The 15,192-nt window shown below is 44.8% G+C and carries 13 protein-coding genes; all 13 read right to left on the bottom strand.

The features are described from left to right. Position 1 precedes the first annotated feature (1 nt). The gene (locus ACUB3H_RS00910; RefSeq protein WP_459128766.1) at positions 2 to 451 is read right to left on the bottom strand and encodes a ribosome maturation factor RimP; all 450 of its coding nucleotides are present in this window, start codon (positions 449 to 451) and stop codon (positions 2 to 4) included. Positions 452 to 544: 93 nt separating this feature from the next. Further along, complete coding sequence (locus ACUB3H_RS00905) at positions 545 to 4,657, bottom strand: PolC-type DNA polymerase III (RefSeq protein ID WP_459128765.1); 4,113 nt, start codon at positions 4,655 to 4,657, stop codon at positions 545 to 547. Further along, positions 4,654 to 5,685 (bottom strand): flavodoxin-dependent (E)-4-hydroxy-3-methylbut-2-enyl-diphosphate synthase, encoded by a 1,032-nt coding sequence (gene ispG, locus ACUB3H_RS00900; protein ID WP_459128764.1) that lies wholly within the window; start codon positions 5,683 to 5,685, stop codon positions 4,654 to 4,656. The genes ACUB3H_RS00905 and ispG overlap by 4 nt, the downstream gene beginning before the upstream one ends. Then, positions 5,682 to 6,689: an RIP metalloprotease RseP gene (gene rseP / locus ACUB3H_RS00895; RefSeq protein ID WP_459128763.1), complete on the bottom strand. Its 1,008-nt coding sequence runs from the start codon at positions 6,687 to 6,689 to the stop codon at positions 5,682 to 5,684. The genes ispG and rseP overlap by 4 nt, the downstream gene beginning before the upstream one ends. Further along, positions 6,677 to 7,798, bottom strand: a complete 1,122-nt coding sequence (gene dxr / locus ACUB3H_RS00890; protein WP_459128762.1) for a 1-deoxy-D-xylulose-5-phosphate reductoisomerase — start codon at positions 7,796 to 7,798, stop codon at positions 6,677 to 6,679. Before dxr ends, rseP begins: the two co-directional genes overlap by 13 nt. A 50-nt stretch (positions 7,799 to 7,848) precedes the next feature. Continuing rightward, entirely contained in the window at positions 7,849 to 8,619 is a 771-nt protein-coding gene (locus ACUB3H_RS00885; protein ID WP_459128761.1) for a phosphatidate cytidylyltransferase, read from the bottom strand. Further along, positions 8,600 to 9,298 (bottom strand): polyprenyl diphosphate synthase, encoded by a 699-nt coding sequence (uppS, locus tag ACUB3H_RS00880; RefSeq protein ID WP_459128760.1) that lies wholly within the window; start codon positions 9,296 to 9,298, stop codon positions 8,600 to 8,602. The genes ACUB3H_RS00885 and uppS overlap by 20 nt, the downstream gene beginning before the upstream one ends. 6 nt (positions 9,299 to 9,304) lie before the next feature. Continuing rightward, positions 9,305 to 9,862, bottom strand: coding sequence for a ribosome recycling factor (gene frr, locus ACUB3H_RS00875; protein WP_459128759.1), 558 nt, complete (start codon positions 9,860 to 9,862; stop codon positions 9,305 to 9,307). Next, the gene (gene pyrH / locus ACUB3H_RS00870; RefSeq protein WP_459128758.1) at positions 9,859 to 10,569 is read right to left on the bottom strand and encodes a UMP kinase; all 711 of its coding nucleotides are present in this window, start codon (positions 10,567 to 10,569) and stop codon (positions 9,859 to 9,861) included. The genes frr and pyrH overlap by 4 nt, the downstream gene beginning before the upstream one ends. A gap of 37 nt (positions 10,570 to 10,606) precedes the next feature. Next, complete coding sequence (tsf, locus tag ACUB3H_RS00865; RefSeq protein ID WP_459128757.1) at positions 10,607 to 11,542, bottom strand: translation elongation factor Ts; 936 nt, start codon at positions 11,540 to 11,542, stop codon at positions 10,607 to 10,609. Further along, positions 11,542 to 12,324, bottom strand: coding sequence for a 30S ribosomal protein S2 (gene rpsB, locus ACUB3H_RS00860; protein WP_459128756.1), 783 nt, complete (start codon positions 12,322 to 12,324; stop codon positions 11,542 to 11,544). Before rpsB ends, tsf begins: the two co-directional genes overlap by 1 nt. Before the next feature lie 126 nt (positions 12,325 to 12,450). Beyond that, complete coding sequence (gene topA, locus ACUB3H_RS00855) at positions 12,451 to 14,508, bottom strand: type I DNA topoisomerase (protein WP_459128755.1); 2,058 nt, start codon at positions 14,506 to 14,508, stop codon at positions 12,451 to 12,453. Further along, the gene (gene dprA, locus ACUB3H_RS00850) at positions 14,456 to 15,145 is read right to left on the bottom strand and encodes a DNA-processing protein DprA (RefSeq protein ID WP_459128754.1); all 690 of its coding nucleotides are present in this window, start codon (positions 15,143 to 15,145) and stop codon (positions 14,456 to 14,458) included. Before dprA ends, topA begins: the two co-directional genes overlap by 53 nt. Positions 15,146 to 15,192 lie beyond the last annotated feature (47 nt).

Below are 15,192 nucleotides of genomic sequence, written 5' to 3'. Positions count from 1 at the left end.
ATTACTCCAAAATTGTCCTTACTTTTTTAATGTTCGAGCATTCAAAGGTCATCTCGTGTTCGTTCTTGATCGTAAGCGTTTCTTGATCTTTCGAAACGAGAATACCTCGATAGAGCTGAAGTCCTTCAACGGGCTTCAGGAGTGATACACTTACAGGTTTTCCCATGAAACGAATAAAATCGGCGTCTTTTTTTAAGTCTCTCTCGGCACCAGCTGAGGAAACCTCTAAGAAATATTGTTCTTTAATGGGATCGAGTCGATCGAGTTCTTTACTGAGAAAGCGACTGACTTTTTCGCAGTCTTCAATGGTGACTCGATCTAGTTTATCCAAGTAGATTCTGAGGTAGCGATCAGCTCCCTCTTTCACGAATTCGACATCATAAAGTTCGAGATTGTTCTCCTTTAAGGTGTCCTCCAACAGTTGTGTAACGAGTTCCACAACAGAATGCATGTCCTTTCTCCTTTCCTATCAAGAATGAAAGAGAGGGAATCTCCCTCTCTTTCTAACAATGACATTGTAACACATTCGAAATGTTGTTGCAAGCTAAAGAAGTGAGAAGATGTCGAGCTGATCCGTCTCACTGAGGCCCTTTAAAGCTCCCATGGATCGAAGTGTATCGATGTTCTTTTGATTGAGTTTTCCTCTGCGCTGTAGATCCTCGATGGAATTAAAGGAGGATTCTTCTCTGGCTTCCACAGTACTTAAGGCAGCCGCCTCCCCTAGCCCTTGAATGGACCTAAAGGGTGGAAGAATCTTTCCGTCTTGAATCGTAAACTTCATCGCATCACTCTTATAGAGGTCGATCGATTCGAACGTGAAGCCTCTCGAGTAGAACTCTTCAACGACTTCATAGACACTTAATGTATCCTGCTCTTTCTTAGAGGCCTTGGGGTTATTCCGTATGGCAGCCATGGCCGCCCTTACCTTTTCGATTCCAAAGCACATCGTCTCGCAGTCAAAGTCTTGAACCTTTGTCGAGAAGTGGCTTGCATAGAATGCGAGCGGATAGTAGACCTTAAAGAAGGCGATGCGGAAGCTCATTAAGGTATAGGCTACAGCGTGGGCCTTTGGAAAGAGGTAGCTGATCTTTTTACAGCTTTCAATAAACCACTCAGGGATTCCCTTTTCACGAAGTCCATCGTTTTGTTCAGGCGATAACTTCTTTCCCTTACGGACCATCTCCATGGTCTTAAAGGCGACGTTCGGTTCGAGTCCCATCTGAATGCCATAGAGCATAATCTGATCTCTCGTTGCGATGACGTCCTTAATCGAAAGGCCATCGTTTACAATGAGGTCCTGAGCATTCCCTAGCCATACGTTCGTTCCGTGCGAAAGTCCAGAGATACGGATCAAGTCCTCGAGGTTTTGAGGGTTCGTATCGTCTAACATCTGACGGACAAAGGAGGTACCGAATTCAGGAATACCTAGTGTTCCTTTCGACTGCTTATAGGATGGATCCTTGATATCTAAGGCATCGGTCGAGTTAAAGATACTTATGATCTTTTTATCGTCGAAGCGAATGTGAGCAGAACTCACGCCCGTCATCTTTTCGAGGTCGTGAATGATGGTCGGAACGTCGTGGCCTAAAATGTCGAGCTTAAAGAGCTTTCCTTCGATGGCACCGTGATAGTCAAAGTGGGTCGTAATGATGCCCGTTTCCTTTTCGTTTGCAGGATACTGAATGGGCGTAAACTCCGTAATCTTATGACCTCTCGGTACGACGACGAGACCTCCAGGGTGTTGACCCGTAGATCTCTTGACGCCAGTGAGCTTTCGAGCGATTCGAAGCAGGTCTGGGTTTGTAAAGCTCATGCCCTTTTCTTCAAAGTGCTTAATGGCGTAGCCCATGGCCGTTCGCTCTGCAATCTTTCCGGTCGTTCCTACTTTATAGACTTGGCCTTCACCGAAGATCGATTCGGTGTAGCGGTGAATGTCCGATTGGACGGCCGGTGAAAAGTTCAGGTCGATATCAGGCTCCTTGTTTCCTTCAAAGCCCATGAAGATTTCGAAAGGAATGTTAAAGCCCGCTTTCATGAGGTCTTTTCCGCACTGTGGACACACCTTATCCGGTAAGTCGAAGCCGTTTGCACCAAGAGTGATGTCTGGAAATTCGATGTAGTGGCAAGAGCAGTAATAGTGTGCAGGTAATGGATTTACTTCTGTAATTCCTGCCATGGTCGCTGCAAAAGACGAACCGACGGAACCACGGCTACCTACGAGATAGCCCATGCGTTCAGACTCTTTTACGAGCTTTTCTGCCGTGATGTAAAGGACGGAGTAGCCGTTATTAATGATGCTATCGAGCTCGTAATTTAAGCGCTTTTCGATGATTTCTGGTAAGGGTGAACCATACTGTTCGATGGCACGGCCGATACACTTATTTCGAAGCTCTTCGTCACTACCCTCGATGAAAGGTGGGAACTTTCCATCGGGGAAAGGCTTGACTTCAGGGATGGAATCGGAGATCAGGTTGGGGTTTTCGATGACGACTTGGTATGCGTCCTCTTCTCCTAAGAAGGCGAAGCTATCGAGCATTTCTTGCGTCGTTCGAAGATAGAGTCCTCCGTCTTCCGTTGGGAAATAGCGGTTTTGAGCCGAACGAATGATGTTACGGAACTCATAGTCATCTCGGTTGATGTAGCGAGCATGCGTCGTCGCACAGACGGGGATATTTAATTCTTTTCCAAGTGAAACGATGCTTTTTAGGTACTCTTGAATTTCTTCGACTCCTGAAAAGACGTGATTTTTAAGTTCTTTTGAATAGCTCTCTACAGGAAGAATCTCTAAAAAGTCATAGTTCTTAGCGATGGCACGAACTTCTTCGGGACTCTTTCCGCGCGTTAGGGCATCGGAAAGCTCGGACTCAAAGTCGCCACTACCTAGGAGTAGATGTTCTCGGTGAGTCTTAAGAAAGCTCATAGGAAGGTACACACTTCCTCCATCGACGTGATTAATGGATGCTTCCGATAAGTTTTCAAAGAGCTCGGTGACGCCTAGTTCGCTCTTTGCAAGGAGCGTCACGTTCTTTTTAAAGGAGTTTCTAATATAGAAGTCGTCATCGACGATAGATTGAATCGATGCGAAGTCTTCAATGCCTCGAGCGTTAAGGTCGTGCAAGAGGTGAATAAAGATCTTACCACAGACGAGCGCGTCGTCTAGGGCACGGTGATGCTCAAGCTGTGTGATCTTTAAGAACTTCGCCACTTGATTTAAGCGGTGTCTCTTAATTTTCGTCAGTAAGAGTCTACTTAACGCTAAGGTGTCGACTTTCGGGTTTTGGATGTCGATACCGAGTCTTCTGTATTCCGTTTGAATAAAGGGATAGTCGAAGTCGACATTATGAGCGACGAGGGTCGAATCTTGAATGAATTCATGGAAGGCCTTAAGGACGGTTTCGGCGTCCTTGGCATGCTCTACGTCTTCATTACGAATGCCTGTAAGTTCTGTAATGTGCTCGGGAATCCTTGTTTTAGGCTTAATGAGTTCGTTAAAGCTTCCGACGACTTCGAAGTTTTTAATGCGTACGCCACCGATCTCTATAATTTCACACGTCTCAGGATTAAAACCAGTCGTCTCAATGTCAAATGCGACAAAATCCCCACTAAAAGGCTCTGTGACATTGTTATCTACGATGGTATACGTGTCGTCGTAGGTCTCCATCTCCATGCCGTAGATGATTTTAATGTCAGTGGAGCGCTTTGATTGATACGCTTCAGGATAGGCATTCGCTGATGCGATGTCTGTGATCGCGATGGCCTTCATTCCCCATCGTTCTGCTGTCGCTAAGTAGTCAGAGAAGCTATCGATACCGTCTAAGCTACTCATGTTGGTATGAAAGTTTAGCTCACTTCTTCGGTAGCTCGATCGCTCTTCTCTCTGGCCGGGCTTCGAAACTTCTTTAAAGCTTGAAAGCCTTAAGAACTTATCATTCGAATAGCGATCGAGTGAGATCATACCCTTTAACTCGTAGTAGTGATCTTTTTTTAAGGTATCCTTGACCTTCTCGTATTCTTCGGGCTTTAGAAAGTTTTTTACAGCGATGCCTCTCGTGTCATCGAGAAGCGTCGCACTCATGAGAACTCTTCCGTCTCGAAGCGTTCTCTCCTCGATGTTACAGAGTTCTCCTGTAAGGATGACTCGAACGTTGTCGGGATTTTCTAGCGCTTCATGAATCGAAACCTTTTCAAAACGACCGTAGTCGTTTTTCACACGAACTTCTTTTTTTGTTTCTTGTGGTTTATCGTTCCAGAAGATGTTTTTTAGCGCCTGTTCTTTCGATTCTTCGATGAGTCTTTTCGCTTCTTCGAGGTCATCTTCTTTTTTAAGACGAACGGTAAAACCAAGATCGGTTAAGAAGCTTAGGAGCTCTTCTATGTTCTCCTTTTTTAGATCGATTTCACTGTCGTTTGGAATAGGTTTTTCTAATGAAAGGGCCTCAGGACGATAGAAGTATGAAATGGCTCCGCGTAGATCGTCGTCATTTACATGATAGAGTTTTATATTCTTTACGAAAGGAAGAGCGCTCTTTAGGTCGCTCTCTATGTCAAGCGATTCATTGCTCGAGAAAAAGAGTACGCTTAGCGTCTGTGTCGCTTTTTCGTACTCCATTTTTAGAATCTCTATGAGATGTTTTTTCTGAATCTCATCGACTGTCATAGTTCTTCCTTTAAGAGCTTAAGAAGTTCTTCGACGACTTGATCCTCGCGGTACTTTCCGATGATTTCACCCTTTTTAAAGAGGAGGGCTACGCCATCTCCACCGGCGATCCCGTAGTCAGCTTCTCTCGCTTCTCCTGGACCATTGACGGCACAGCCCATGATGGCAATCGTTTTATTGCAATCTAAGCCTTTAAGAGCCGTTTCTGCTTCCTTCACGAGCTTTAAAAGGTTTACGTTGGTTCTGGCACACGTAGGGCAACTGATGATATTTAAGCCCTTACGAAGGCCTAGGGACTCTAGGATCGACTGAGCGACAGGGATCTCTTCTAAGGGAGAACCTGTAATCGATACGCGAATCGTATCCCCGATGCCGTCTGCTAAGAGGGAACCGATACCGATGGCACTCTTTACAAGTGCTCTATCGTAGGTTCCTGCTTCTGTAACACCTAGGTGAATGGGATAATCGAAGTGCTCGTGAATCTTTCGGTTGGTCTCGATGTTCATCTTTACAGAGGAACTCTTAGCACTTAGTACGAGGTCGTAGAAGCCTCTTTCTTCAAAGAGTGCAATCGAACGAGCTAAGCTTAAGTACATGCTCTCGGGTGTAACACCCATTTTATCTACGATATCTCGTTGAATGGAGCCACTGTTGACGCCGATACGGATGGGCTTGTGATATTCTTTTGCGCAGTGGATGATCTCATCCAGTGCACTCTCTGGCATGTTTCCAGGGTTAATTCGGATCTTATCGGCACCGTTTTCTAAAGCTAAGATGGCGAGCTTTTGATTAAAGTGAATGTCAGCGATAAGAGGAATGTCGGTTTCCTCTTTAAGAAAGCGGAAAGCTTTGGCACTCGCTTCCGTATTGGCACTTAATCGAACCATCTCACAGCCGAGCTCTTCTAAGGCACGAATCTGTTCGAGGGAAGCCTTAATATCTTCAGTTTTTGTATTCGTCATCGACTGGATCACAATGGGGTTCTTTCCCCCGATGGTGACTCGTCCGATCTTAATTTCTTTTGTCATAGTAATTTTACGATGTCCTTATACGTAATGAACACGATAAAGAGGATGAGTAGGATAAAGCCAATTTGGTGAACGAGCCCTTCTTTTTCTGGTGGAACAGGTTTACCGCGGAGCATTTCGATCAGGATAAAGAGAAGTCTTCCTCCGTCGAGTGCAGGTAGTGGTAAGAGGTTAAAGACACCGAGGTTCAGGCTAATGAGCGAGAGTAAAAAGAGTAGACTTGTAATGCCGTATTGAGCCGTTTCATCGACTACTTTTACGAGTCCTACGGGACCTGATACTTGATTTAAATCGGCCTTACCGGTAAAGAGCTGCTTAAAGAAGCGGATGATGGTCTTTGCAAAGTAGCCCATCTCTTTCGTCGTATACCCTACGACGCCACCGACATTCTTTGTCGTCTTTACACTGATTCCGATGACTTTTCTTCCTAGTTCTTTATTGAGTTCAGGCTTTAAGATCTTCTCCCTAACGGTTTCATTTTGGTAGACCAAAAGTTTCACTTCATCCTTGGATTCTGCAATGAGCATGGATGCTTCAGGCCAGATGGAAAAGCCTTCTCCGTTTACTTCCATCACGACTGCCCCTGGTTCGATTCCTGCCAGGGCTGCTGCAGAGTTTGGAGTGACGGTTTCGATCTTACTCGTAGGTACCCCTGTAGCTAAGTTCAGAATGAGCATCACAATAAAAGCTAAGAGGATGTTATTGACGGCTCCCATGACAATAATCTGAAAGCGCTGCCATGGCGTTTTCGAGTTAAAGCTATCGGGACCTTCTACATCGGAGTCTTCTCCCTCCATGAGGCAAAAGCCACCAATGGGAAAGGCTCTGAGAGCATAAAGCGTGTCTCCCATTTGCTTTTTAAGAAGGATGGGTCCCATTCCTAGGGCAAATTCATGGACTTTTACTCCGTTTTTTCGAGCCATGATAAAGTGGCCAAATTCGTGTACAAAGACTAAGATATCAAAGATGATAATAAAGCTGATCGCCGTGATTAAAGGGCGCATATTCTCTCCTTTTCCTCTTTTTCGATCTGAAAGAGGTCTTCAATGGTAGGTTTTTCTATTTTTTTATGGGAAAGCATGGCTTTTTCGATGCCTTCTGTAATGTCATAAAATCCGATCTCTCCTTTGAGGTAGCGTTCTACAAAGATTTCATTGGAGAGATTTAATACGAGAGGCATACTTCCCTTTTCTTTTAAGGCGTAGCGAGCAAGTCGTAGCCCGTGAAAGCGCGTCTCATCGATCGGTTCAAAGTGTAATGTAAGCTTTGTAAGATCAAGCTTTTCTAGATGATTGGGGCGATGCTTTCCTTCATGGAGTGCATAGAGAATGGGATTTCTCATGTCATGAGGTGCAAGTTCTGCTAAGAGCGAACCATCCTTACAGCGAACGAGTGAATGGATGACGCTTTCTCGTTGCATGACGACTTCAATTTTTTCTAAAGGCATCTTAAAAAGATAATGAGCTTCGATGACTTCTAGGCCTTTATTTACGAGTGTTGCAGAGTCGATTGTAATCTTTTGACCCATAGCCCAGTTCGGGTGCTTCAGTGCATCCTTGGCTTTAAGATGCTTAATCTCTTCACACGTCTTATCGCGGAAGGCTCCCCCACTTGCGGTAATGACTAAGGACTCTATCTCTTCAGGGTCTTTACCGCGTAGGAGCTTATAGATCGCCGAATGCTCACTATCTACGGGATAAATTGTTCCTCCATGTGTCTTAAGTAAATCATTTACGATCTCACCAGCACTTACAAGGCTTTCTTTATTTGCGAGTGCTAATTTTCTTCCCTCTCGAAGCCAGACGTAGGTTGCCATGAGTCCTGCTGCTCCTACGATGGCATTTAAAAGAATATCTGCATCGCTTTCTTTAAGGACTTCTTCGAGATCACTCTTGGAGTAGACATTGGGGAAGGTTTTTTTAGCGATTTTGTACGCTTCATCGTCTGTCACAAGGAGTGTCTTCGGATGAAATTCATGGACGATTTTCTCGAGAAATGTGAGGTTTTTATGAACGCTTACGAGCGTAAGCGAAAATTCAGACTGCGTGCGAATGCAGTCTAAGGTTTGTTTTCCAATGGAGCCAGAGGCTCCTAATAATGCTATTTTTTTCATATGAAGATTATACCACAAAAAAAGCGAGGGCTTTTTAAAGCACTCGCTCGTTACATTAATAAATACATGAGGTAATAGAGAGCCGCTACGGGAATGACGCTATCGAAGCGGTCCATGATTCCACCGTGACCCGGTAGAATGAAACCGTAATCTTTAATATTAAAGTCTCTCTTAAGTTTGGATGCCGCGAGGTCACCGAGTTCTGCAATGATTGCACCGATGACGCTAAAGGCGAGAACGCCGACCATCGTGAGTCCACCGTTACGTAAGAGTAAGAGGTAGATGATGAAGCTAACGAGCACACTTCCTAAGATTCCACCGAGTGCTCCTTCTACCGTTTTATTGGGAGAAATGCGAGGAGCAAGCTTCTTCGTTCCAAAGTACTGACCTACAAAGTAGGCAGCCGTATCAGATCCCCAAGCGACCGTAAAGATGAGCGCATAGTTCGGTGTCGAAATGGGAGCACTGATCGCACGTTGAATGAGAAAGAAGCCCAGTGCTACGTAGGTAAATGCAAAGGTATTACCTAAGAAGCGATCGACGGACACATCCTTGTGTAAGATGGATAGTAAGACGCTCATTAAGTAGTAAAGGATAATGGCCCCCATGACCATATCGGGAAGGATATAGAAAATGAAGGACAGCGTGATCATTGAAAGGATCAGATCCATCTTTTTTGGGGCACCTATGGCGAGCTTTAATTCAAGCATCGCAACGAAGCTCACGATGATAAAAGCTATGCGTTGAATGGGTCCCTTTACAATGAGAACTGCGACAAATAAGAGCAGTCCAATGAAGCCACTAATGAGTCGTTTTTGCATCCTGTAAACCTCCAAAGCGTCTCGTCCGTTTGGAAAACTCTAAGAGAGCCTTATCGTATTCCGCTACGGAAAAATCAGGCCAAAGTACGTCAGTAAAGTAGAACTCAGAATAAGCAATCTGATAGAGAAGGAAGTTTGAAATGCGCTCCTCCCCACTCGTGCGAATGACGAGGTCGGGATCGGGAACGCCTTTCGTATAGAGCATCTCCTCAAATTCCTTTTCAGATATGCTTTTTGAACCACTTTCGAGTAGTCGATTGACCGCTCTAACGATTTCCTGTCGTCCACCATAGGCGAGCGCTAAGTAAATGTGAATGGTATCGTTTTCTTTGGTTTTTTCCATCGCATTCGTAAGAACTTTTCGAATGGGAAAGCTAAAGCGTTCTAGCTCTCCGATGACGTGAATCCGCGCACCTTCTGTAAAGAGCTCATCGATCTCAGAAAGAAAGTATTCTTTAATGAGTTCCATGAGATATTGAACCTCTTCTAAGGGGCGTCTGAAATTTTCTGTGCTAAAGGCATAGAAGGTCAAATGCTTGATCCCTAAGTCTTTTGAATGACGAATGATCGAGCGAATGTTCTCCGTGCCAGCACGATGCCCGTCGGTACGCTTTAACCCTTTTTGGGTCGCCCAACGGCCATTTCCGTCCATGATAAAGGCCACGTGATTCGGAATCATCGAAAACTATACTTCCATGATTTCGCTGATTTTTTCTTCGATGAGCTTATCGATTTCAACGACGCCTTTATCTGTAATGGTCTGAACTTCCTTTTCAGCACTGATGCGGTCGTCTTCTGAAATCTCGCCCTCTTTTTCTTGTTTCTTTAATTCGTCGTTCGCCGTTCTTCTCGCATTACGAACGTTGATCTTCGTATCTTCACCGATCTTTTTAGCAACTTTCGTAAGTTCCTTACGGTTTTCTTCTGTAAGAACAGGAAGATTTAAGCGAATCATCTTTCCGTCGTTTGATGGATTGAGTCCGAGGTCGCTTACGAGAATGGCTTTTTCAATGGCAGCAATGGCTGAACGGTCAAAAGGAGTCACGGTAATTTGACGTGCCTCTGGGCAGTTGATCGTAGCGAGTTGCTTTAATGGTGTTTCTGTACCGTAGTAGTCGATACGGATACGGTCTAAGATTTGTGGATTTGCACGGCCAGCACGGACACTTGAAAGCTCCGTTTTCATAAAATCAATCGTCTTATCGATAGTTTTCTCTAGTTGTACATGAATATCGTTTCTCATTCTACATCCTTCCTGATGATCGTACCAATCGATTCATCCTCGAGCGCTCGAATCAAGGCTCCCTCTTCTTTCATGGCGAAAACGAGACAAGGAATGTCGGTCTCTTTTAAGAGGGCAGCAGCCGTCTGGTCCATGACTTGAAGCTCTTGATTTAAAACTTGTTTATATGTCATTTTATCAAATTTCTTGGCATCTTTCCATACCTTCGGATCTTTATCGTAAACTCCGTCGATGGTTTTTGCAAAGAGAATGATTTCTGCTTCAATTTCAGCAGCTCTTAGTGCAGCTGTCGTATCGGTTGAAAAGAAGGGGTTTCCCGTACCACCGCTAAAGATGACAACGCGACCCTTTTCAAGGTGACTAACAGCTTTTCTACGAATGTAGGGTTCAGCCACACGATCCATCTCGATGGCACTCATGACGCGCGTAGGAATGTCGATGGCTTCAATGGCATCTTGTAGAGCAAGACCGTTTAAAACGGTTGCCAGCATGCCCATGTAGTCTGCCGTTGAGCGGTCCATACTTCCAGACGTTCTTCCTCTCCAGAAGTTACCTCCTCCTACGACGATAGCAATCTCATAGCCCTTTTGATAGAGCTCTTTAATCTGTGCTGCAGTGCGACGAACGGTTTCATCGCTAATGCCGAAGCCCGTGTCTTTTGCTAGTGCTTCACCACTCAGTTTTAATAAGATACGCTTGTATTTCATCATTCCTCCTAAAAAAAGAGAACACAGAGTGTTCTCTTTAACCGATCTGCTTTTGGACTTCTTCGGCGAAGTTTTCTTCTCTCTTTTGAATGCCCTCGCCCACTTCATAGCGAACGATTTCAGCAATCTCAACAGCCTTACCAAGAGTCTTGGCAGCGTTTTCTAGGTACTTACCTACTGTCAAGTCACCATCTTTGATGAAGGCCTGTTCTGTTAGACATACGTCCTTAAGCTCTTTTTGAAGTCTGCCTTCAACCATCTTTTCGATGATGTTTACTGGCTTACCTTTTTTACCTTGTGCTTCAAGCTCTGCATTTTCATTGAGTGCTTGTTGCATGAGGACTTCTTTTTCTCTAGCAATGTAATCGCTATCTACATCCTTTGGTGAGATGTAGCGTGGATTCATGGAAGCAATCTGCATGCAGATGTCTTTACCGACTTCTTCAAGCTGTTCAGCTGTAGCGTCGGTCTTAAAGGAGCAAATGGCTACAATACGACCATTTCCGTGGTTGTATTGGCTTACGACGTCACCCTCGACGTACTTCGCACGACGTAGGCTCATGTTTTCACCGATCTTTGCGATCTTTTCTGTGAGGAGTTCGCTTGCTTTCTGATTGAGTCCAGAAAGGTTTGTTTCTTTTAGAACTTCGACGTCAGAAATCTTATTTTCATAGGCAGTCTTAGCAAAGAGATCGACCATATCTACGAACTCTTGGTTCTTTGATACGAAGTCTGTTTCTGCGTTCACTTCTACGACAGCACCGCTCTTTGCGTTCTCAGAGTAGTAAGCAACAAGGCCTTCAGCTGTGACACGACCGCTCTTCTTTTGGCTCTTAGCGAGTCCCTTTTCACGAAGATAGTCTACTGCTGCCTCCATGTTTCCATCGCACTCTTCGAGTGCCTTCTTAACATCGAGCATACCAGCGCCGGTCATTTCACGGAGCTCTTTAATCATGCTTGTGGTAATAGCCATTATTCTTCTTCTCCTTCCTCTTCACTTTCTACAACTTCTTCTGTTTCTTCGACTTCTTCTACAACTTCTTCTGGAGCTGTTTCCGTAACCTCGGCATCTTTACCTTGACGGCCTTCGATGACAGCATCAGCGATCGTTGCACAGAGTAGCTTGATCGCACGGATAGCGTCGTCGTTACCAGGGATCGGGAATGTGATATCGTCCGGATCGGCATTGGTGTCGATGACACCGATAACCGGAATACCTAAAAGTTTAGCTTCGTGAATAGCGAGCTTCTCTTTTGCTTGGTCGATGATAAAGAGAGCACTTGGAAGCTTATCCATTTTGCGGATACCGCTGAAGAAACGAAGGAGCTTTTCTTTTTCGCGCTTTAAGAGAATAACTTCTTTCTTAGGAAGTGCATCAAAAGTTCCATCTGCTTCCATGCGGTCGAGTTGATCTAAGTAATCAATACGTTTCTTAATCGTTTGGAAGTTTGTTAAGAGACCACCCTTCCAGGATTGGTCGATGTAGTACATACCAGAACGATCTGCTTCTTGTTGAACAGATTCTCTCGCTTGCTTCTTTGTACCGACAAAGAGCACAGTTCCGCCCTTTGAAGATAGTTCACGTACGAAGTCGTAAGCTTCTTCGAGCATCTTTACTGACTTTTGAAGGTCGATGATGTAGATGCCGTTACGCTCTGTGTAGATATATGGCTTCATCTTGGGGTTCCAACGTTTTGTTTGGTGACCGAAGTGAACGCCTGCTTCCAAAAGACTCTTCATAGAAATAACTGACATGGTTTCCTCCTTGTTTTACCTCCCCGTCCGGTTGAATTTTCCACAAGGGGCATGAACGGGTGTGTATTTGTAAACCACTAAAAATACTACCATACGTTCGAAAAGTATGCAAGAAAAAAAGGCCAATTAGGCCTTATTTTTAGGGGTCTTATAACCACACTCTTTATTGGTACATACGATGTAGTTACGAAGTTTTCCATTTCCTTCGCTTAAAAGCGAGCCACATTCAGGGCACGGTTTATCGATGGGCTTCGTCCAGCTTGCAAAGGAGCACTCTGGGAAGTTCGAACAACCCCAGAAGACGCGAAGCTTCTTGGTCTTTCGTTCTACAATCTGACCGTCCTCACAGAGTGGACAGTGAATACCGATCTCTTTTAAGATCGACTTCGTATTTTTACATTCAGGATAGTTCGAGCATGCGTAGAAGTTTCCCTTTACAGTCTTTTTAATGAGCATCGGGGAACCACATTTTTCACACTTGAGATCGGTCACTTCGCTGAGGTCGTATTTCTGAACGCTTTCTTCCGCCTTCTGAACGAGAGGTTCAAGGTGACCATAGAGGTTACCTACGACGCTCCTCCAGTCGAGATGATCTTCACTGATGCCGTCTAAGCTCGTTTCGAGTTCACGCGTAAAGGTCGGTTCGACGAAGTCTAGGAAGTTTTCTTCTAGGATTTTATTCGTAACCTCACCTAGTTCCGTCGGAACGAGTTGTTTTTTTTCCTTCGACACATAGCCACGTTTTAAGATGGTATAGAGCGTTGGAGCGTAGGTCGAAGGGCGGCCGATGCCGAGCTCTTCAAGTTCCTTAATGAGGGAAGCTTCGGTGTAACGAGCTGGGGGCTGGGTGAATTTCTGTTCGGGTGTGACGTGTTTTGTCTTAAGTGAATCGCCTTCACTTACGAGTGGTAAAAGGTCTGCCTTTTCTTTTGCGTGTGTATAGACCTTTAAGAAACCGTCAAAGAGGAGCGTATCGCCTTTCGCTTTGGTTTCAAAGTGTTCACTTTGGCAGACGATGGTCTTGGTCATAAAGCGAGCATTTGACATCTGCGAAGCGATGAAGCGTTCCCAGATGAGCGTATAGAGCCGAAGTTCATCACGGCCTAAGTAGACTGAAAGCTCTTCTGGCGTGTATTCGATGTAAGTCGGACGAATGGCTTCGTGCGCATCTTGTGCATTCTTATCGGCCTTCGCCTGACGTTTATAATAGTAGTCATTTCCAAAGGTAGCTACGATGTAGTCTTTGGCTTGTTCTAATGCAGATTCCGACACGCGTGTGGAGTCTGTACGCATGTAGGTAATGAGACCTGTATTTTGTCCCTTGACAGGAATACCTTCATAAAGCTTTTGAGCGACCATCATGGTCTTTGATGATGAAAAGTTTAGCTTATTAGCGGCATCCTGCTGTAAGGTTGAGGTCGTAAAGGGCAAGTAAGGAGCACGTGTCTTTTCTTTTTCTTGAATGGAAGACACGTGAAAAGGCTCTTTTTTTAGAAGCTCTGTAATAGGTGTCGCCTCTTCTTCGTTTGAAATCTTTAAAGCTTTTCCGTTGTACTTATCGACTTGCGATTTAAGTATTCCTTTTTTCGTCTCAAAGTCGATAAAGAACTCCCAGTATTCCTTCGCTTCAAAGGCTTGAATTTCTCGTTCACGCTCGATGATGAGGCGCGTTGCAATCGATTGAACACGACCGGCAGAAAGACCTTTCATGACCTTTCTCCAAAGGATAGGAGAAATCTTATAACCTACGAGACGGTCTACGATACGGCGAGCTTGCTGAGAATTTACGAGCGACATGTCGATCGTTCGAGGTTCATTTACAGCCTTTAAAACGGCATCTTTTGTAATCTCGTGGAAGGTGACGCGAGATGGCGTCTTGGGGTCAAGTTCAAGCGCTTGTTCAATGTGCCAAGCGATGGCCTCCCCTTCTCTATCAGGGTCCGTTGCGATGAGGACATCTTTGGCTTTGAGCTTTTCTTTTTTGAGCTCTTGAATGACAGGACCCTTTCCACGGATCGTAATGTATTGAGGTTCAAAGTCGTTTTCTACATCGACTCCGAGCTTGCTTTTAGGAAGGTCACGAATGTGTCCTACGCTTGCTAACACCTTATATTTTTTACCTAAAAATTTTTCAATGGTCTTCGCTTTGGAAGGGGACTCTACGATAACCAAATGGTCGGCCATAATTCCTCCTCAGGATGTCTTCGATGAGTTCTTGGGGATTATCTAAAAGGTAAGCACCTTGACTGATGAGCCAGTTGCAACCGCTTCCGAGTTCATCGATCGTTCGGTGTGGCAGTGCCCAGATGTTTTTACCCTGTTCTAAGCCGTGCTTTGCAGTAATGAGTGTTCCACTTTGAAAGGAACCTTCGATGACGACAATATTTTGTGAGAGAGCAGCTAGAATGCGATTTCTCATGGGAAAATGATACGGCTTTGGCGTCGTTTGATCGCTGTACTCACTTAAAAGAAGTAAGGACTCTTGAAAGCGATGAAAGAACGCTTGTCGCCCTTTCGGATAATCGACAAATACACCGCTTCCGAGCACGCCAATGCTCTCTCCTCCAAGGGCTAAAGCCGTAGATTGAGCACAAAAATCGACTCCCTCTGCAAAGCCACTGATTATAACTATACCATGCGAAACGAGTTTTTCAACCAGAAGTTCCGTGACAGAACGAGCGTAGCCTGTCATTTGGCGAGTGCCAACGATAACGACATTGGGCTTTTGAAGTAGTTCTAAATTTCCTCTGTAATAGAGATTCTTTAAGGCCGGATAAAGGTTAAGAAGTGCTTCTGGATAGTCTTTTTTTTCTAAAATCATAATGCCTCCCTCAGTATCATAGGAAAATGAGGAAGGCATGCGTTAAA

The organism is Guggenheimella bovis (genome assembly GCF_054492335.1).
The sequence above is the reverse complement of the archived record's forward strand: the minus strand, read 5'-3'. Positions and strand labels throughout refer to the sequence as shown.